This window comes from Pseudomonas sp. M2(2023) (assembly GCF_030263955.1).
Taxonomy (GTDB): domain Bacteria; phylum Pseudomonadota; class Gammaproteobacteria; order Pseudomonadales; family Pseudomonadaceae; genus Aquipseudomonas; species Aquipseudomonas asiatica.
Genome location: NZ_CP127114.1, coordinates 3,696,763 through 3,715,395 on the forward strand (window position 1 = coordinate 3,696,763; position 18,633 = coordinate 3,715,395).

The 18,633-nt window shown below is 62.1% G+C and carries 18 protein-coding genes, 1 tRNA gene and 1 pseudogene; 8 read left to right on the forward strand and 12 right to left on the reverse strand.

Going from position 1 to position 18,633, the window contains the following annotated elements; genetic code table 11:
* The first annotated feature begins 11 nt into the window (after window positions 1-11).
* The 3 genes and pseudogenes from QN085_RS17100 to QN085_RS17105 all read left to right on the forward strand — a co-directional run bounded on the left by QN085_RS17100 (window position 12) and on the right by QN085_RS17105 (window position 1,615).
* Complete coding sequence (locus tag QN085_RS17100) at window positions 12-431, forward strand: Imm26 family immunity protein (protein WP_049866927.1); 420 nt, start codon at window positions 12-14, stop codon at window positions 429-431.
* A gap of 177 nt (window positions 432-608) precedes the next feature.
* Window positions 609-797, forward strand: a pseudogene (locus tag QN085_RS26030) (hypothetical protein); the annotation flags it as partial.
* A 308-nt stretch (window positions 798-1,105) separates the two neighbouring features.
* A complete protein-coding gene (locus tag QN085_RS17105) occupies window positions 1,106-1,615 on the forward strand; it encodes an autoinducer binding domain-containing protein (RefSeq protein WP_013973363.1) in 510 nt (169 codons plus the stop codon).
* Between the two features lie 303 nt (window positions 1,616-1,918).
* Here QN085_RS17105 and QN085_RS17110 read toward each other — a convergent pair.
* The 7 genes from QN085_RS17110 to QN085_RS17140 form a co-directional block, all read right to left on the reverse strand.
* Window positions 1,919-1,994: transfer RNA gene (locus QN085_RS17110), tRNA-Gly, on the reverse strand.
* Window positions 1,995-2,058: 64 nt separating this feature from the next.
* Complete coding sequence (gene pgsA / locus QN085_RS17115) at window positions 2,059-2,619, reverse strand: CDP-diacylglycerol--glycerol-3-phosphate 3-phosphatidyltransferase (protein WP_013973364.1); 561 nt, start codon at window positions 2,617-2,619, stop codon at window positions 2,059-2,061.
* A 32-nt stretch (window positions 2,620-2,651) separates the two neighbouring features.
* Window positions 2,652-4,475, reverse strand: a complete 1,824-nt coding sequence (gene uvrC / locus QN085_RS17120) for an excinuclease ABC subunit UvrC (RefSeq protein ID WP_013973365.1) — start codon at window positions 4,473-4,475, stop codon at window positions 2,652-2,654.
* Between the two features lie 6 nt (window positions 4,476-4,481).
* The gene (gacA, locus tag QN085_RS17125; protein WP_015271036.1) at window positions 4,482-5,120 is read right to left on the reverse strand and encodes a response regulator transcription factor GacA; all 639 of its coding nucleotides are present in this window, start codon (window positions 5,118-5,120) and stop codon (window positions 4,482-4,484) included.
* 63 nt (window positions 5,121-5,183) lie between these two features.
* Entirely contained in the window at window positions 5,184-5,573 is a 390-nt protein-coding gene (locus QN085_RS17130) for a helix-turn-helix domain-containing protein (RefSeq protein ID WP_023661749.1), read from the reverse strand.
* A 114-nt stretch (window positions 5,574-5,687) separates the two neighbouring features.
* Window positions 5,688-6,122, reverse strand: a complete 435-nt coding sequence (locus QN085_RS17135; protein ID WP_024087404.1) for a GNAT family N-acetyltransferase — start codon at window positions 6,120-6,122, stop codon at window positions 5,688-5,690.
* A 60-nt stretch (window positions 6,123-6,182) separates the two neighbouring features.
* A complete protein-coding gene (locus tag QN085_RS17140) occupies window positions 6,183-6,569 on the reverse strand; it encodes a DUF488 domain-containing protein (protein ID WP_013973369.1) in 387 nt (128 codons plus the stop codon).
* Between the two features lie 128 nt (window positions 6,570-6,697).
* On the opposite strand from QN085_RS17140, the gene QN085_RS17145 reads away from it, so the two are divergent.
* Window positions 6,698-8,314, forward strand: a complete 1,617-nt coding sequence (locus QN085_RS17145) for an inorganic phosphate transporter (RefSeq protein WP_013973370.1) — start codon at window positions 6,698-6,700, stop codon at window positions 8,312-8,314.
* A 132-nt stretch (window positions 8,315-8,446) separates the two neighbouring features.
* Here the strand turns inward: QN085_RS17145 and QN085_RS17150 are convergent, their stop codons facing one another.
* The 3 genes from QN085_RS17150 to QN085_RS17160 all read right to left on the reverse strand — a co-directional run bounded on the left by QN085_RS17150 (window position 8,447) and on the right by QN085_RS17160 (window position 11,167).
* Window positions 8,447-9,142 (reverse strand): glutathione S-transferase N-terminal domain-containing protein, encoded by a 696-nt coding sequence (locus QN085_RS17150; RefSeq protein ID WP_023661750.1) that lies wholly within the window; start codon window positions 9,140-9,142, stop codon window positions 8,447-8,449.
* 87 nt (window positions 9,143-9,229) lie between these two features.
* Window positions 9,230-9,727, reverse strand: coding sequence for a PaaI family thioesterase (locus tag QN085_RS17155; RefSeq protein ID WP_023661751.1), 498 nt, complete (start codon window positions 9,725-9,727; stop codon window positions 9,230-9,232).
* A 60-nt stretch (window positions 9,728-9,787) separates the two neighbouring features.
* Window positions 9,788-11,167: an amino acid permease gene (locus QN085_RS17160; protein WP_013973373.1), complete on the reverse strand. Its 1,380-nt coding sequence runs from the start codon at window positions 11,165-11,167 to the stop codon at window positions 9,788-9,790.
* A gap of 255 nt (window positions 11,168-11,422) precedes the next feature.
* Between QN085_RS17160 and gcvA the strand changes: the two genes are divergently transcribed.
* Window positions 11,423-12,319, forward strand: coding sequence for a transcriptional regulator GcvA (gene gcvA / locus QN085_RS17165; RefSeq protein ID WP_013973374.1), 897 nt, complete (start codon window positions 11,423-11,425; stop codon window positions 12,317-12,319).
* 235 nt (window positions 12,320-12,554) lie between these two features.
* Window positions 12,555-13,808 carry a 2-aminoadipate transaminase gene (locus tag QN085_RS17170; RefSeq protein WP_013973375.1) on the forward strand — a complete coding sequence of 418 codons (1,254 nt, stop codon included), beginning with the start codon at window positions 12,555-12,557 and terminating at the stop codon, window positions 13,806-13,808.
* A 13-nt stretch (window positions 13,809-13,821) separates the two neighbouring features.
* Here the strand turns inward: QN085_RS17170 and QN085_RS17175 are convergent, their stop codons facing one another.
* Window positions 13,822-14,124 (reverse strand): hypothetical protein, encoded by a 303-nt coding sequence (locus QN085_RS17175; protein ID WP_013973376.1) that lies wholly within the window; start codon window positions 14,122-14,124, stop codon window positions 13,822-13,824.
* Window positions 14,125-14,351: 227 nt separating this feature from the next.
* Between QN085_RS17175 and QN085_RS17180 the strand changes: the two genes are divergently transcribed.
* Together QN085_RS17180 and fusA are read left to right on the forward strand one after the other, a co-directional pair.
* A complete protein-coding gene (locus tag QN085_RS17180) occupies window positions 14,352-14,777 on the forward strand; it encodes a hypothetical protein (protein ID WP_003260997.1) in 426 nt (141 codons plus the stop codon).
* A 73-nt stretch (window positions 14,778-14,850) separates the two neighbouring features.
* Complete coding sequence (fusA, locus tag QN085_RS17185) at window positions 14,851-16,962, forward strand: elongation factor G (protein ID WP_013973378.1); 2,112 nt, start codon at window positions 14,851-14,853, stop codon at window positions 16,960-16,962.
* A 112-nt stretch (window positions 16,963-17,074) separates the two neighbouring features.
* Here fusA and QN085_RS17190 read toward each other — a convergent pair whose 3' ends face one another.
* The gene (locus QN085_RS17190) at window positions 17,075-18,517 is read right to left on the reverse strand and encodes a SulP family inorganic anion transporter (protein ID WP_023660663.1); all 1,443 of its coding nucleotides are present in this window, start codon (window positions 18,515-18,517) and stop codon (window positions 17,075-17,077) included.
* Window positions 18,518-18,633: the final 116 nt, after the last annotated feature.

Sequence of the window (18,633 nt, forward strand, 5' to 3'; positions counted from 1 at the left end):
GGAGCTTGCCCATGAAGGAGCTAAAAACCTGGAAGTGGGAAGATAAAGAGAGAACAATGCTGAGAAAAATCTCTCCCGGAGATATATTCTGCCTCACCAAAGACAACAGCAACTATCATTTTGGTAAAATCTTGTCAAAAATGATTGTCGGGCACGCAGTCGAAATATTAAATATCACTAAAGACAGCCCATCAATCACCCAGCAAGAACTGGAACAATCAGCCTTAGCATGCCGACCGCTGCTGCTAGATAGTTACGCTTTATTCGACAAGAAAATTGACAAAAGTGGCGATTGGAGAATAATTGGCCATCAAGACATATCATCAATAGAACCCTATCGAAACCACTATTTCCTGTACGGAACACACAACAACTGGAAAAAGTCAACACCCTCAATTAGGAAGTTGAATTATCAAACACAGAAGCCCTAACTCTCCCCTTGCTTAAAGCCCTTAGCAATCATAGATTCTGGGAAACAATAAACGAAGAACTAAAGCTAAACTGGTAAACCATAATTTCACCTGCATAAGTGTACGCAACCGGACTTTTCGACCAATGAGATGTCCATGCAGTTCGTGCACGAAAAATACCATGGACCTCATCGTCACATCGGCGGAGCACACATGGCTACCGTGGTCGGCCCGAAGGGAGAAGAAATCTATTGCGATGAGTCGGGCCGGGTGAAGGTCAGCTTTCCCTGGGACCGTGAAAGCCAGAACAACGAGTTCAGCTCCTGCTGGGTGCGTGTGTCGCAAGGCTGGGCCGGTGGCAGCTGGGGCGACGGATCAGCAAAGCGGTGTACAAGCCAGGCGAAGCCGAGCCGATATACCGGACGCTGTTTCACTGGCAGGGATTGCGCTTGCTGCAGGAAGTGCAGAGCGGGCTGCCCAGCCTGTATGTCTATACGAGCCCGAACAGCTATGAGCCAGGATTTCTGTTGCTGCCTGGCCACGATGAACGATTTTTCATCCACGCGATAAGGCTTTAAACATTTTGTTTATTTCTTCGGCGCAATGCCCGGCTTATAGTTGATGGGTCCGGTTGGTATTTGAAGACGCTGAGTGCCAGTCCTCCGACCGTAAGAGCGATCCTACAGGGAGGTGCGATGCTCAACAGAACAGCACAAGACTGGGAGCGTTTGCGAGCGCTGCCCGCCTTGCTCAAGGAACTCCCTGCAATCACGGATGAACTGGGCTTCCATTTCTACAGCTTCAGCTGCACCTGCCCCACCCACGAGGTTCATGCGGGCAACCTTCCATTGGGTGGAGAACGACTTGTCCAGACCGCATTGGACTTCAGGCCCCATCATCGCCAACAAGCGACTGTTCCCGTCCTTTGGACCAAGGATGTCTTCTTGAATAGGCCCCGGTTGTGGGAGGTCGCGCAGGGGCTTGGACTACGCCACGGCTTGATCCAACCCGTGCACGATGGCGCCAGGCAAAGCAGCCTGGCGCTGTTACGGCCACATGTGAGTCTTTCGGTACAGGAGCTCTATCAGAAAGCTGCGCAGATCATGTGGCTGAGTGAACGCCTGCACTTGGCGGCAACTCAAGGGGAGCAGCACTCAGCTACGCTCACGAGCCTTATGAACCTTCGTGCGCATTGTAACGAGTAACCTGGAGCCAGCCATCGGACGCTATCATCGGCCTGCAGTAGGCCTACCGACGGTCCGCTACCGCCACAGTGTGAGCAAACACCTCAATCAACTTGAGGCTGGGAAGGCCACGCCGCTTCGAGGCCAGCACGAGCGCCATAAAGGCGGAGCCATGAAATTAGCGAGCGGTGCACAGCAGTGATGGCAAACATCTACCGCTCAACACCTGGATGCAATAGTGGCTTTGACTGAAACGAAAAAAGACGCCGAAGCGTCTTTTTTCAATGATTTACAGACTTCCATGGAACCCTGTAAATCTATATTTGGAGCGGGAAACGAGACTCGAACTCGCGACCCCGACCTTGGCAAGGTCGTGCTCTACCAACTGAGCTATTCCCGCGTCGTGATGGGTGCCATTCTAGCGATTTCTAAAACAGCGTCAACCCCTTGATTCAAAAAAACTTTTATTTCTGCTCCGAGCCTTCGCGCAGGTGCGGCCAGGCGGCCAGCAGGTAGTGCACCATCGACCACAGGGTCAGCCCCGCCGCCACCAGCAGCAGCGCGTAACCGAGAATTACCCAGAAGGTCACCGCCGGCGGGTTGGCCAACAGGATCACCAGCGCCAGCATCTGCGCCGCGGTTTTCCACTTGCCGAGGTTGGACACCGCCACATGCGCCCGCGCGCCCAGCTCGGCCATCCACTCGCGCAGCGCCGAAACCACGATCTCGCGGCCGATGATCACCGCGGCCGGCAGGGTCAGCCAGAAGTTGGCGTGGGTCTGCACCAGCAGCACCAGGGCCACCGCCACCATCAGCTTGTCGGCCACAGGGTCGAGGAAGGCACCGAACGGCGTGCTCTGCTGCAGGCGGCGCGCCAGGTAGCCATCCAGCCAGTCGGTGGCGGCGGCAACGGCGAACACGCTGCTGGCGGCCATGTAGCTCCAGTGATAGGGCACATAGAACAGCAGGATGAAGATCGGGATGAGCAGGACGCGTAGAACGGTGAGCAGGTTTGGAATATTCATCGGTACGACTGGCCGCAAGTTGAGCCCGCATTCTACTCGCTATGCAGGCTGGCATAAATCGACTCGGCAAGCTTTTTACTGATGCCGGGTGCTTTGGCAATTTCATCGACACTGGCGCGGTTGAGCTCCTGCAGGCCGCCGAAATGTTTCAGCAGGTCGCGCCGGCGCTTGGGCCCTACCCCGGCCACATCCTCCAGGCTGGACACCCGGCGGGCCTTGCCGCGGCGGGCGCGGTGGCCGGTGATGGCGAAACGGTGGGCCTCGTCGCGGATCTGCTGGATCAGGTGCAAGGCTGGTGAGTCGCCCTTGAGGGTGAACTCATGGTGCACGTCGTTCAGGTACAGGGTTTCGAAACCGGCCTTGCGCGTCACGCCCTTGGCCACGCCAAGCAGGGTCAGGTCGCTGAAGCCCAGCTCCTGCATCACGTCACGGGCCATGTTCAACTGGCCTTTGCCGCCGTCCACCAGTAGCACGTCGGGCAGCTTGCCCTCGCCATCCTTGATGCGCCCGTAGCGGCGGGTCAGGGCCTGGTGCATGGCGGCGTAGTCGTCACCAGCGGTGACGCCTTCGATGTTGAAGCGGCGGTAGTCGGACTTGAGCGGGCCTTCGGGGCCGAACACCACGCAGCTGGCCACGGTGGCTTCGCCGCTGGAATGGCTGATGTCGTAGCACTCCAGGCGCTGCGGCACCTCGTCCAGGCCCAGCACCTCGGCCAGGGCCTCGAAACGTGCGGCCATGTGCTGGCGGTTGGCCAGGCGCGCATTGAGCGCCTGCTCGGCGTTGGTCACCGCCAGCTGCTGCCAGCGGGCGCGGGTACCGCGTACCCGGTGGCTGATGGTCAGCTCGCGGCCACGCAGGGTCTGCAGGGCTTCGCTGATGGCGGCGAAGTCTTCGTGCACCACGTTGACGATCAGTTCACCCGGCAATTCGCGCTCGGCATTGCCCAGGTAGTACTGGGAAAGGAACGCGGCCATCACTTCGGCTACCTCCTCCTCGATGCCTACCTGCGGGAAGAAATTCTTGCTGCCCAGCACCCGGCCGCCGCGCACGCTGATCAGGTGCACGCAGGCGCCACCGGGGTTGACGAAGGCGGCGATAACGTCGACATCGCCGCTGCCGCCTTCGATGTACTGCTGGTCCTGGACGCGGCGCAGCAAGGCGATCTGGTCGCGCAACTCGGCGGCCTTCTCGAAATTGAGGGCCATGGCGGCCTTCTCCATCTCGGCATTGAGCTCGTTGCCCAGTTGCTGGCTACGCCCTTCGAGGAACATCACCGAGTGGCGCACGTCCTCGGCATATTCCTCGGCGGTCACCAGGCCCGTGCAGGGCCCTTTGCAGCGTTTGATCTGGTACTGCAGGCATGGCCGGGTGCGGTTGGCGTAGTAGCTGTCTTCGCACTGGCGCACCGAAAAGGCCTTTTGCAGCAGGCTGAGGCTTTCGCGAATGGCGCCGGCGCTGGGGTACGGGCCAAAGTAGCGGCCCTTGGCCTTCTTCGCCCCACGGTGAATGCCCAGCCGCGGAAACTCGCCGTCGGAAAGGAACACGTAGGGGTAGGATTTGTCATCGCGCAGCAGGATGTTGTAGGGCGGCCGCCACTCCTTGATCAGGTTCTGCTCCAGCAGCAGCGCCTCGGTTTCGTTGGCGGTGATGGTGGTTTCGACCTGGGCGATGCGGGCCACCAGCGCGGCGGTCTTGGGCGCCAGGCCGGTCTTGCGGAAATAGCTGGCCAGGCGCTTTTTGAGGTTCTTGGCCTTGCCCACGTAAAGCAGCCGGGCTTCGCCGTCGAACATCCGGTAGACGCCCGGGCGACCACTGCAGGTAGCCAGGAATGCGCTGGCATCGAAAACTTGGGACATGAGGTTTTACAGGCTTGCGTCGACCATGCCGTGGCGAACGGCCAGCAAGGTCAGTTCGACGTCGCTGGTGACCGAGAGTTTTTCAAAGATCCGATAACGGTAAGTATTGACGGTCTTGGGCGAGAGGCACAACTTGTCGGAGATGATCTGCACTTTCTGGCAGCCGACGATCATCAGGGCAATCTGGATTTCCCGTTCCGACAAGGCATCGAACGGTGAGCCCTGTGGCTGGAATGGCTTCAGCGCCATCTGCTGGGCAATCTGGGGGCTGATGTAGCGCTGGCCGGCGAAGGCCAGGCGGATGGCCTGGACCATTTCGTCGAGGCCGGCGCCCTTGGTCAGGTAGCCAGCAGCGCCGGCCTGCAGCAGGCGCGTGGGGAACGGGTCTTCCTCGCACACGGTCACGGCAACCACCTTGATGTCCGGGTGGCTGCGCAGCAGCTTGCGGGTGGCCTCAAGGCCGCCGATGCCGGGCATTTTCACGTCCATCAGCACCACATCCGGCTTCAGTTCACGGGCCAGCCTGAGCGCCGACTCGCCCGAATCGCCCTCACCCACCACCTGCAGGCCATCGATGTCGGCCAGCATGCGTGTAATACCGGTTCGTACCAGATCGTGATCGTCGACCACTAAGACCCTAATCAAGCACACACCTCGTCAGCAGGGCGATTGGATCCCGCCACCTTAACAAAATTTTTCACGGCGGACCTAACGCATTCCTTCCGTAAGAAACGCCTGACGTTCAACCGTGAGCGGCCTCACTGTCTGCCGGGATTTGTCGTTGTTGGTCAAACGCCGCAACAAGTGCCAGAGTGCGGCCTGATCGTCGCACGACAACTGCCGGAAAGCCCCCAGCAAACCGGACTCATCGGCGCTCAGCCCCTCGAGCGGTGCCGGGGTGCGGATACCGCTGAGCACATATAGTGCATCCACGCCTCGGGTTGCCAATGCCGCCAGGTAATCGAGCCGCGGCGAGCGTTCACCACTCTCGTATTTGCCCTGGGCATTGGGTTCGACGCCGCCGATATCGCCAAACACGCGCTGGGTCATCCCCAGACGCTCACGCTCTTCCCGCAGCCGCGGACCGATTCCATTCATGGGGGTTCTCCTTATCCCTGATCATACTCATGTACGGCCTACCCGCTGCAGGTAGCCGTGAACGCTTGGGTTCACTATGCCGATGCTCTCCAGTGGCGACAAGCCATCATTGAGCTATTGGTCGATCGTGCGTTGCATGCGCACGAAGCATTCGTCCTCACCCATTTCAACGAAGCCGTGGCGCTGGTAGAGCACGCGCGCCGGGTTGCTGCGAAACACCATCAGCCGCAGCAGCGGCAGGTGCCGCTGGCGGGCCCACAGTGCCAACTGCTCCAGCACCCAGCTGCCGACCCCGCACCCACGGTGTTCGGGTAGCAGGTGCAACTCGCGAATGAACAGCGCCTGGCGGTCCTGGCTGAGGCTGCAGAAGCCGAGTACCGCGTCGCCATCGGTCACCAGCCACTGCTCGCGCCAGTCCCAGGCTTCGTCGAAGGCTTCCTCTAGCCACAGCAGGTCGTATTCGCGGTAGTACGGCAGCATCGCGCGGCGCGTGAGGTCTCGGGCGAAGGTGCGGTGGGTGTCGTTGGCGGGGGTCAGTTTCAGGGACATCACATTTCATACTCTTCGGTTTGCCAGGTCCGGCCCTATCGCCAGCACAACGAATATCAATCATGGGGCGTAGCACACGGGCGAACTGCCGGGCCCACGCCGGTCCAGTTCGTCCTCCAGCCATTCAGCCAGCACCCGGGCATTGTTGTGCTCGGTATCCTTGCCCGCATAAAGCAATGTCAGCGTGCCCTTTCCGGCCAGATCCAGCAGCGGGTACCAGTGCTCGGGGTGGGCCGCCAGCTCTTGCTGGTAACGCTGGATGAAGCCGGCGAAATCCACTTCACCCTGGTGAAACGCCTTGCGCAACTCATCCGAGGGTGCAACTTCGCGCAACCACTGCCCGTGCAGGTCTTCCTTGCGCTTGTTGCGCGGCCAAAGGCGATCGACCAGCACGCGCTGACCGTCGTCTTGCTCAACCGCATCGTAGACACGCTTGCAGCGAATCATGGGTTTCTCCTGCCACTACCGTCCGTCTTGAGCCTAGATAAATCATTGATCGAGGTCACGGCCGGGTTACGAATTGTTTCTATGCTCAAGGCCTTCGGCACCCTTGCCCCACCCCGACCGGAGCCACCATGGCAACCCCTTCACTGGCCAGCCTGCCGCAACTGGCCCAACGCGATGCCCGCCCGCAACTTGCCCACAAGCCCGGGCGAGCCACCCTGGTGTTGTTCTTCGGCCTGCTGCTGGCCGGTATCGCCTACACCGCCTGGAGCCTGAAGCAGGATGTGACGGCCAGCGGCACGGTAATCACCACGGTCACGCCATTCCTGCTGCTGGGCCTGGCATTGCTGATTGCACTGGGCTTCGAGTTCGTCAATGGCTTCCATGACACCGCCAACGCAGTGGCCACCGTCATCTACACCCACTCGTTGCCTGCCCCCGTCGCCGTGGTCTGGTCCGGGCTGTGCAACTTCCTCGGCGTGCTGCTTTCCAGTGGCGCGGTGGCGTTCGGCATCATCGCCCTGCTGCCGGTGGAGCTGATTCTGCAGGTCGGCTCCTCGGCCGGTTTCGCCATGGTCTTCGCCCTGCTGCTGGCAGCGATCATCTGGAACCTCGGCACCTGGTGGCTGGGCCTGCCGGCCTCATCCTCGCACACCCTGATCGGTTCGATCATCGGCGTGGGCGTGGCCAATGCCCTGATGCACGGGCGCGACGGCACCAGTGGCGTGGACTGGGCCCAGGCCAGCAAGGTCGGTTATGCCCTGCTGTTCTCGCCACTGATCGGCTTTGCCTGTGCCGCCCTGTTGCTGCTGGCCCTGCGCGCGCTGGTCAAGCGCAAGGCGCTGTACCAGGCGCCGGAAGGCCAGACACCACCACCGTTGTGGATTCGCGGTGTACTGATCCTGACCTGCACCGGGGTGTCCTTTGCCCACGGCTCCAACGACGGCCAGAAAGGCATGGGCCTGATCATGCTGATTCTGGTTGGCACCCTGCCGATGGCTTACGCATTGAACAAGACCATGCCCAATGAACAGGCCCTGCAATTTTCCGCGGTCGCCGAGGTTACCCGCCAGGCACTGGTGCGCGGCGCCCCGCAAGCAGCACCGGCCGACCCACGCCAGGTGCTGACCACGTTCATTGCCGAGCCCAGGGCCAACCCGCAACTGATACCAGCGCTGGCGGCACTGACCGGCATGATCGGCGAAGAGGTCAAAGGTTATGGCTCGCTCAAGCGGGTACCGGCCGAAGCCATGGCCAACGTACGCAACGACATGTACCTGACCAGCGAAGCCATCCGCCTGATCGAGAAGAACCAGCTGGTGGTATTCGATGCAGGTACACGCAGCCAGGTGCTGCTGTTCAAGACCCAGCTGGATGATGCCACCCGCTACATCCCGCTGTGGGTGAAAGTGGCCGTGGCCATCGCACTGGGGCTGGGCACCATGGTCGGCTGGCGGCGCATCGTGGTGACGGTAGGCGAGAAGATCGGCAAGACCCACCTCAGCTATGCCCAAGGGGCTTCGGCCGAAGTGGTGGCAATGTGCACCATTGGTGCGGCGGACATGTTCGGGTTGCCGGTGTCGACCACCCACGTGCTGAGTTCCGGGGTGGCCGGGACCATGGTGGCCAACGGGTCGGGGATACAGAAGCGCACGCTGGTCAACCTGCTGATGGCGTGGGTGCTGACCTTGCCGGCAGCGATGCTGTTGGCCGGCAGCCTGTACTGGCTTCTGCACCACATCTTCTGAGGCTGGAAACAGTTTCGCCTTCACTGGCCCTATCGCCGGCAAGCCAGCTCCCAAAGGAACACCACAGAGCTCAAGCCCTGTGCATTATCTGTAGGAGCCGGCTTGCCGGCGATAGGGCCCTTACAGCCAACCTCACCCTGGAATTTTCAGCCCGCGTTGCACGGCCGGCCGCTCGAGGAACGCCGCCAGCACTCGCTGCACTTCCTTGAACTGATCGAAGCCAACCAGGTCTCGGGCGTTGTAACGCTCAACCAGGTTACGCACCCACGGGAAGATCGCGATATCGGCAATGCTGTACTCGTCGACCATCCATTCCCGGCCCTTCAGATGCCGCTCCAGAACACCAAGCAGGCGCTTGGACTCATTGACATAACGGTCCCGCGGGCGCTTGTCCTCGTATTCCTTGCCAGCAAAGAAATGGAAGAATCCGACCTGGCCGAACATCGGCCCGATGCCACCCATCTGGAACATCAGCCACTGCAAGGTCTGGTAACGCTGGGCCGGGTCCTGGCTGAGCAACTGGCCGCTCTTCTCTGCCAGGTACTGCAGGATCGCCCCCGACTCGAACAGCGGCAGCGGCCGGCCGCCAGGGCCATTGGGGTCGAGGATGGCGGGGATCTTGTTGTTGGCGCTGAGCGAGATGAACTCGGGGCTCAGCTGGTCATCGTTGTCGAAGCTGACCTTGTGCGACTCATAGGCCAGGCCGATCTCTTCGAGCATGATCGACACCTTGACGCCGTTGGGCGTCGGCAGCGAATACAGCTGCAGGCGCTCGGGGTGTCTGGCGGGCCACTTGCGGGTAATGGGGAAAGCACTGAGATCGGTCATGATCAACCTTGCCTGGGGAATGAACCTCTCACTCTAGAGACATCCCCGGCCGCTGACCATCACCGACCACTCATCAGCACCGGCGGCTCAGGCCTGGCCGTGGGCCTTGAGCTTGAGCTTTTCGGTATCGACGCGAACGAACACCGAGTCGGCAGTCACTGTCAGCACATCATCGGCCCAGACTTCGCAGAGCACCCGGGTCTTGCGCCCCACCTCACCTTCCACACGCGCCTTGAGCAACAATTCGACACCCATTGGCGTGGGCTTGAGGTAGTTCAGGCCAAGGCTGCCAGTGACACAGTCGATGCGCGGCAGGCTGCCCGCTTCGCGACCTTCGTTGCGGTAGTGGTAAGCCATTGCCGTCCAGTTGGAGTGGCAGTCGACCAGCATCGCCAGCAGCCCGCCGTAGACCAGGCCGGGCCAGCCGATGAAGGTACTGTCGGGCGCGTGCCGGCACACGAGGTGGATGCCGTCAGCGTCCCAGTGGCTTTGCAGGTGCAGGCCGCTGGGGTGGGAGCAACCGCAGCCGTAGCAAGTGCCGTCGGGTGCGGCAAGGGCCTGGAGGGAAAGGGTGTGGTCGTTCATACGCTTCCTGTGCTTGTTGATATGGGGGGCGCGCAACGCCCCCACATTAAAGCAGAAACATCAGGCCGTCTGGGCAACCACCCTGGCGCGCCGCTGGGTCAGCGAAACCAGCAGGATGAACGCGGTCACCCCGGCGGTCATCAGCGTCTCGTAGCGGTAGGCATCGCTGAACAGCATGTAGCCCAGCACCATGACGATGGTGCCGATCACCAGCCAGGTCAGCCATGGGAACAGCCACATCTTCAGCTCCAGCGGCCGTCCTTCGCGCTCGGCACGGGCCCGCATGCGCAGCTGCGAAACGGCAATCACCAGGTACACCAGCAAGGCGATGGCGCCGGTGGTGGACAGCAGGAAGCCGAATACCTTGCCCGGGAACACATAGTTGACGAAGCACCCGGCAAAGCCGGCCAGGGTCGAGAAGATGACCGCCACAGTCGGTACGCCCGAGCCGGAGATACGCTTGGTAACGCTCAGCGCCTGGCCACGGGCGCCCAGCGAATAGAGCATGCGCGACGCAGTGTACAGGCCCGAGTTCATGCAACTGGTCACGGCAACCAGCACCACGATATCCACCAGCAGCTTGGCGCCCGGCACGTTCAGCACTTCCAGCACGCGCTGGAACGAACCTACCGCTTTGAGGCCCGGGTCGTTCCACGCCACAAGCGACACCACAAGGAAGATCGACGCCAGGTAGAAGATGGCGATGCGGTATACAACAAGGTTGGTAGCGCGGCGGATCTTGTCTTTCGGGTTGGCGGTTTCGTCAGCGGCAATGGTGACGATTTCGGCGCCGAAGAACGAGAAGATGGTGATCAGCACGCCGCCGAGCACGGTGCCGAAACCGTTGGGCATGAAGCCGCCGTTGTCCCACAACCGGCTGACCCCGGACACCTCGGCCAGCGGCCAGACGCCGAACACCGCCAGGCTGCTGACCACGATGAAGGCGATGATCGCCACCACCTTGACCAGCGCGAACCAGTACTCGAAGGCACCGAAGTTCTTCACGCTGATCAGGTTGGTACCCGACAGCACCAGCATGATCAGGAAGGCGAACAGCCACGACGGCACGCCAGGGAAGTAGGCATGCAGGATGTCGGCGCCGGCAATGGCCTCGACCGGAATGATCAGTACCCAGAACCACCAGTACAGCCAGCCGATGGTAAAGCCCGCCCAAGGGCCGATGGCCTCGGAGGCATAGGTGGAAAACGAGCCGCTGTTGGGGTTGGCGATGGCCATTTCACCCAGCATGCGCATCACCAGCAAGACCAGCAGGCCAGTCATGGCGTAGGAGATGAGGATGGCCGGGCCGGCGGTGGCGATGGCGTTGGAAGAACCGATGAACAGGCCGGCGCCGATGATGCCGGCGATGGAGATCATGGATACCTGACGGGACGTCAGGCCGTGCTGCAGGGAGCGCTGTTTGTTGTTTGGCGAAGCCATGAAGAACCCTCGAATGGGTCGGCCGCAGCGGGGCGGCTGAAGACTGGAGCAGAATTCTTATAAATTTCTGATGTTCGTTTTTGTTGTTTTGCAGATGCCGGAAGCGGGTACTGACCTCCTCTTCGCACGACCGGTTGTAATCGTTGATCCAGGTCAGTATTAATCTATAGGCCGAGGTCAACAAACGACCTTTTCGAAACACATGATTCCGTTATGGAATGAACTCCTTCCTTTTTTGCTCGGTATTTGCCCGTCATGTCCAAACGCCTGATGCCTTCGACCACCGCCCTTCAGTGCTTCGAAGCGGCCGCCCGCCACCTCAGCTTCACCCGCGCGGCCCAGGAACTGCACCTCACCCAGAGCGCCGTCAGCAAGCAGGTGGCGCAGCTCGAGGACATGCTGTCGCACTCGCTGTTCCAGCGCATTCGCCGGCGCCTGCACCTGACCCCGGCTGGCGCGCTGTACCTCACCGAAGTGAACAAGATCCTCACCCAGATCGACATTTCCAGCCGCTACATCCTCAGCTACGGCGACGAGACCGAAGTGCTGCGCATCGCCACCCAGCCCACCTTCGGCGCGCGCTGGCTGGTACCTCGGCTGAAGGGTTTTGGCGACCGCTACCCGCGCATTCACCTGGATATCCGCAATGAGCTGGAGCCGTTCGACCTGGTCCAGGCCAAGGCCGACATTGCGTTTTTCTTCGGCCAGGGCACCTGGCCCGGGGCAACCTGCATCGAGCTGTTCAGCGAGGAAGTGGTGCCGGTGTGCAGCCCGCAGCTGCTGGCCAACCACCGGTTCAACAGCGCCCAGGCGCTGACCGAACACCGCCTGTTGCAGTGCGTGTCGCGCCCGGAGGCCTGGCACGAATGGTTCCTGGGGCTGGGGCTGCATAGCCAGAACAGCTACCACGGGCCCCGCTTCGACACGTTCTACCTGTGCATCCGCGCGGCCATTGCCGGCTGCGGCATCGCCCTGATTCCGCGCTACCTGGTGGCCGAAGAGTTGAGCGAGGGCAAGCTGGTGGTGGCCTGGGACCACCCGGTGGCGAGCAATGGCCGGCACTTCATCGCCCATGCCGAGCATGCGGCCGAAGTGCCCAAGGTCAGGGCCTTCGTGCAGTGGATTCGGGAGCGGGTGGCCGAGGGGGACTGATATCACATGGGCGGGCCTCTTCGCGGGTAAACCCGCTCCCACAGGGATCGCACACATTTCAAGCGTGGCGCCGTACCTGTGGGAGCGGGTTTACCCGCGAAGAGGCCAGTGCTAGTAATACAAAATCAGCCAAGATCAAGAATCCAGGGAATGACCGCAATCGAATAATTCGTTTGCGGAATAACCTGCCAACACGCTTGGATAATAAGAAATTCGAACAAAGGTCCGCGTGCCCATGAACCAGGAAAGTATCAGCCAATCCATTGCCATCGTTCACCCGATCACACTTTCCCATGGCCGTAATGCCGAAGTCTGGGACACCGACGGCAAACGCTACATCGACTTCGTCGGCGGTATCGGTGTACTCAACCTGGGCCACTGCAACCCGGCCGTGGTCGAAGCGATCCAGGCCCAGGCCGCTCGCCTGACCCACTACGCCTTCAACGCAGCCCCCCACGGCCCATACCTGGCGCTGATGGAACAACTGAGCCAATTCGTACCGGTCAGCTACCCATTGGCCGGCATGCTCACCAACAGCGGCGCGGAAGCTGCGGAAAACGCCCTGAAAGTGGCCCGTGGTGCCACCGGCAAACGCGCCATCATCGCCTTCGACGGCGGCTTCCACGGTCGCACCCTGGCCACCCTGAACCTCAACGGCAAGGTCGCCCCATACAAGCAGCGGGTCGGTGAACTGCCGGGGCCGGTGTACCACCTGCCCTACCCCAGCGCCGACACCGGGGTTACCTGCGAACAGGCCCTCAAGGCCATGGACCGCCTGTTCAGCGTCGAGCTGGCAGTGGAGGACGTGGCGGCGTTCATCTTCGAGCCGGTGCAGGGCGAAGGCGGCTTCCTCGCCCTTGACCCAGCCTTCGCCCAGGCCCTGCGCCGCTTCTGCGACGAGCACGGCATCCTGATCATCATCGACGAGATCCAGTCGGGCTTCGGCCGCACCGGCCAGCGCTTCGCCTTCCCGCGTCTGGGCATCGAGCCCGACCTGCTGCTGTTGGCCAAGAGCATTGCCGGCGGCATGCCGCTGGGTGCGGTGGTCGGGCGCAAGGAGTTGATGGCAGCGCTGCCCAAGGGCGGCCTGGGTGGCACCTACTCAGGCAACCCGATCGCCTGCGCAGCGGCCCTGGCCAGTCTGGCGCAGATGACCGACGAGAACGTCGCTACCTGGGGTGAGCGCCAGGAGCAGGCAATCGTGCGCCGCTTCGAGCGTTGGAAGGCCTCGGGACTGAGCCCGTTCATCGGCCGCCTCACCGGCGTCGGCGCGATGCGCGGGATCGAGTTCGTCAATGCCGACGGCAGCCCGGCACCGGCGCAACTGGCCAAGGTGATGGAAGCGGCGCGGGCCAAGGGCCTGTTGCTGATGCCCAGCGGCAAGGCGCGGCAGATCATCCGCCTGCTGGCACCGCTGACCATCGAGGCCGAAGTGCTCGAGGAGGGCCTGGATATCCTCGAGCAGTGCCTGGCGGAGCTGGGCTCCTGAGAGGAACGGGGGCTTAAAGACCCAGTTCCTGCGGGGTGAGCATGTCGGACTCGAAGGCAATCCAGCCGCCTTCGAGTTCGGCGTGCCCGTTGACGATCGGGCCGTAGTAGGTCAGGCCGTTCTCCAGGGTCACGCAGATGTGCGTGGCGTTCTTTTCGGGGGCTGCGAGCGTACCGACGAAATGCACCTTCTTCAGCGTTTCGGTCACCGCTTCCAGACCAACGCGCATATTGGGGTTTTCCGAGGCCTCGGCGTCGCCGCCACGGTCTTCGGCGCTGACGGTGATGGTGGCGATGTACGGGTACTTGGTGCTCAAGCGGGTTACCTCTGTGGGTGTATAGGCGTATGGGCGCGTAGAGTACGGCAGGTGATCTCTATTGTCTCTACTGGCCTCTTCGCGGGTAAACCCGCTCCTACAGTGACCGCACATTGCCCAAGGCCTGCGCAGTATCCGCGAAGAGGCCGGGCCTGCGAAAGGTGATCTGAGAGGCCCGATCTGTTAGGGTGCCCGCCGATGCACGCCACACCACACGAGGATCCCTAGTGAGCGCCGAAGAACCCCTGATCGCCGACCTGTTCGAAGTCGACAAACGCCTGTCCCTCAAGCCCGTGGTGGACTTCAACAGCTACCTGCGCAACGCCTTCGGCGAAGGCCCGTGCCGTTGCCATCGCTGCACCGAAGGGGGCGACCAAGGCACCTACAGCCACGCCCACACCTTCACCTTCGACGGCCGCCAATGGCACCGCCGCTTTGCCAGCACCTCCGGCAGCGACGTCGCCCAAGCCCTGAAAAAGGCCTGGCTGTCGTACACCAAGGCCGATCTCAACCTGGTCGGCGCACTGGACCTGGCCACCCTCAAGACCTTCACCGAAGCGGCCCTGCACACGCGCCTGCTGGCCCTGCTGCCTGCCAGCGGCCTGGCCCGCGAAGTGGATGGCCAGTGGCTGCTGCAAGCCCTGGCCGACTGACGGCCCGGCGGTAAAGCAGGATTCTCCCGTTCTGCTACCGTGGGAGAATCCGCTCATCCGCAGGTAGTCCGCCATGGCCCGTACAACGCCCATCGAGCTGTATCGCAATATCGGTATCGTCGCCCACGTGGACGCCGGCAAGACCACGACCACCGAGCGGATCCTGTTCTACACCGGGGTCAACCACAAGATGGGCGAAGTGCACGATGGTGCCGCGACCATGGACTGGATGGCCCAGGAGCAGGAGCGCGGCATCACCATCACCTCGGCGGCGACCACTGCCTTCTGGCAGGGCTCGACCAAGCAGTTCGCCCACAAGTATCGCTTCAACATCATTGACACCCCGGGCCACGTCGACTTCACCATCGAGGTGGAGCGCTCGCTGCGCGTGCTCGATGGCGCGGTAGTGGTGTTCAGCGGCGCGGACGGGGTCGAACCGCAGTCCGAGACCGTATGGCGCCAGGCCAACAAGTACCACGTGCCCCGCCTGGCCTACATCAACAAGATGGACCGCCAGGGCGCCGACTTCCTGCGCGTGGTCAAGCAGATCGACCAGCGCCTGGGCCACCACCCGGTGCCGATCCAGCTGGCCATCGGCAGTGAAGAGAACTTCATCGGCCAGATCGACCTGGTGAAGATGAAGGCCATCTACTGGAACGATGCCGACCAGGGCACCAGCTACCGCGAAGAAGACATCCCTGCCGAGCTGCAGGCACTGGCCGACGAGTGGCGCGCGCACATGGTCGAGGCAGCGGCCGAGGCCAATGACGAGCTCACCATGAAGTTTCTCGAAGGTCAGGAACTGAGCGTCGACGAAATCAAGGCCGCACTGCGCCAACGCACCATCGCCAACGAAATCGTGCCGACCATCCTCGGCTCGTCGTTCAAGAACAAGGGCGTGCCACTGATGCTCGATGCGGTCATCGACTACCTGCCCGCCCCGTCGGAGATTCCGGCCATCAAGGGCACCGACCCGGATGACGAAGAAAAGCACCTGGAGCGACACGCCGACGACAGCGAGCCGTTCTCGGCCCTGGCATTCAAGATCGCCACCGACCCGTTCGTCGGCACCCTGACCTTCGCCCGGGTGTACTCCGGCGTGCTCAGCTCCGGCAACGCGGTGCTCAACTCGGTAAAGGGCAAGAAGGAACGCATCGGCCGCATGGTGCAGATGCATGCCAACCAGCGCGCCGAAATCAAGGATGTGTGCGCCGGCGACATCGCCGCGCTGATCGGCATGAAGGACGTGACCACCGGCGACACCCTGTGCGACATGGACAAGCCGATCATCCTCGAACGCATGGACTTCCCCGACCCGGTAATTTCCGTGGCGGTGGAGCCGAAGACCAAGGCCGACCAGGAAAAAATGGGCATCGCCCTGGGCAAGCTGGCCCAGGAAGACCCGTCATTCCGCGTGCGCACCGACGAGGAGACCGGCCAGACCATTATCTCGGGCATGGGCGAGTTGCACCTGGACATCATCGTCGACCGCATGCGCCGCGAGTTCAACGTCGAGGCCAACATTGGCAAGCCACAGGTGGCCTACCGAGAGAAAATCCGCAACACCTGCGAGATCGAGGGCCGCTTCGTCCGCCAGTCCGGCGGCCGGGGCCAGTACGGCCACTGCTGGATCCGCTTCGCCCCCGGCGACGAGGGCAAGGAAGGCCTGGAGTTCATCAACGAGATCGTTGGCGGCGTGGTCCCACGCGAATACATCCCGGCTATCCAGAAAGGCATCGAGGAGCAGATGAAGAACGGCGTGCTGGCCGGCTACCCGCTGATCAACCTGAAGGCGGCGGTGTTCGACGGCTCGTACCACGATGTCGACTCGAACGAAATGGCCTACAAGATCGCCGCCTCGATGGCCACCAAGCAGCTGTCGCAGAAAGGTGGGGCGGTGTTGCTGGAGCCGGTGATGAAGGTGGAAGTGGTGACCCCGGAGGAGTACCAGGGTGACATCCTCGGCGACCTGAGCCGGCGCCGCGGGATGATCCAGGACGGTGACGAAACGCCGGCCGGCAAGGTGATCCGTGCCGAGGTGCCGCTGGGCGAGATGTTCGGCTACGCCACCTCGATGCGCTCCATGACCCAGGGCCGGGCCAGCTTCTCGATGGAGTTCACCCGTTATGCCGAGGCACCGGCGAGCATTGCCGATGCCATCGTCAAGAAGAACCGCGGGGAGTGATTCGTTCGCCTGTGCTGGCCTCTTCGCGGCTAAAGCCGCTCCTACAGGGGATATGCGTTCCCTGTGGGAGCGGCTTTAGCCGCGAAGAGGCCAGCACAGGCAACAACCCTTCTCAGTGCTGCTCCCCAGCCCGCTTCAGCAGCTTCTTGCAGCGCTCGGACAAATGCACCACCCGCAACTGCTTGCCCGCCCTCGCATACCGCTCCCGCAAGGTCTTCAACGCCGCAATCGCCGAATAATCGACAAAGCTCAAATGCTGGCAATCCAGGGTCACCTTGTCCGGGTCGTTAGCCGGGTCGAACTGGTTCAGGAACACCGTAGTCGAGGCAAAGAACAGCGTGCCATGCACCTGGTAATGCTTGCCCTCCTCTGCATCCTCATGGCTGTCGGCATACAGCTCCCGCGCATGCTGCCAGGCAAAGTTCACCGCCGCGATGACGATGCCGAACAGCACCGCCACGGCCAGATCGGTGAACACGGTGACCACGGTCACCGCGATGATCGCCAGCACATCGCTCAGCGGCACCTTGTGCAGCACCCGCAAAGACGCCCAGGCAAAGGTCTGCTGCGCCACCACGAACATCACCCCGACCAGCGCCGCCAGCGGAATACGCTCGATCAACGGCGACAGGAACAACACGAACAGCAAGACCATAACCCCGGCCACCACCCCCGATAGCCGACCACGGCCATTGGAGCTGAGGTTGATCATGGTCTGGCCGATCATCGCGCAACCACCCATGCCACCGCACAGGCCGGAAACCATGTTGGCCGCGCCCAGCGCCACGCACTCGCGGTCCGGGTAGCCACGGCTCTCGGTGATTTCATCGGTCAGGTTGAGCGTAAGCAGGGTCTCAAGCAGGCCGACCATGGCCATCAGCACCGCATAGGGGGCGATGATCTTGAGGGTCTCGAGGTTCCACGGCACGTCCGGCAGGGCCAGCTGCGGCAGGCCACCGGCGATGCGCGCCATATCGCCCAGGGTGCGTGTGGGCAGGCCAAGCAGGTACACCAGCAAACCAACGCCAAGGATCGCCACCAGCGCTGGCGGCACCGTACGGGTCAACTTCGGCAGCACGTAGACCACCGCCATGGTCAGCGCCACCAGTCCAATCATCAGGTACAGCGGCGTACCGCTGAGCCAGTGCCCGCCCTCCTTGAAGTGTTCCAGTTGGGCCAAGGCGATAACGATGGCCAGGCCGTTGACGAAGCCGAGCATCACCGGGTAAGGCACCAACCGCACCAGCTTGCCCAGGCGCAGCAAGCCGAACAGGATCATCACTACGCCGCCCAGCAAAACCGTGGCCAGCAGGTACTGCGCACCGTGCTGCACCACCAGCGCAACGATCACCACCGCCATCGAGCCGGCGGCACCGGAAATCATCCCCGGTCGACCACCGAAAAGCGCCGTCAGGGTGCAGATGATGAAGGCGCCATACAGGCCCATCAGCGGGTTCAGGTGAGCCACCAGGGCAAAGGCGATGCACTCGGGCACCAAGGCGAACGAGGTGGTCAGGCCGGCGAGCACGTCGGCGCGAAGTCGGGCGGGTTTCATGGGCATCCTGTGAGGCAATCCGGGCGGACGGTACAAAAACAAGGGGCGCGATGTTACGGAATTTGTCTGACAGCGGCCACCGCTCAAGGGGTTCTGTAACGTGAAACCAGCAGAAG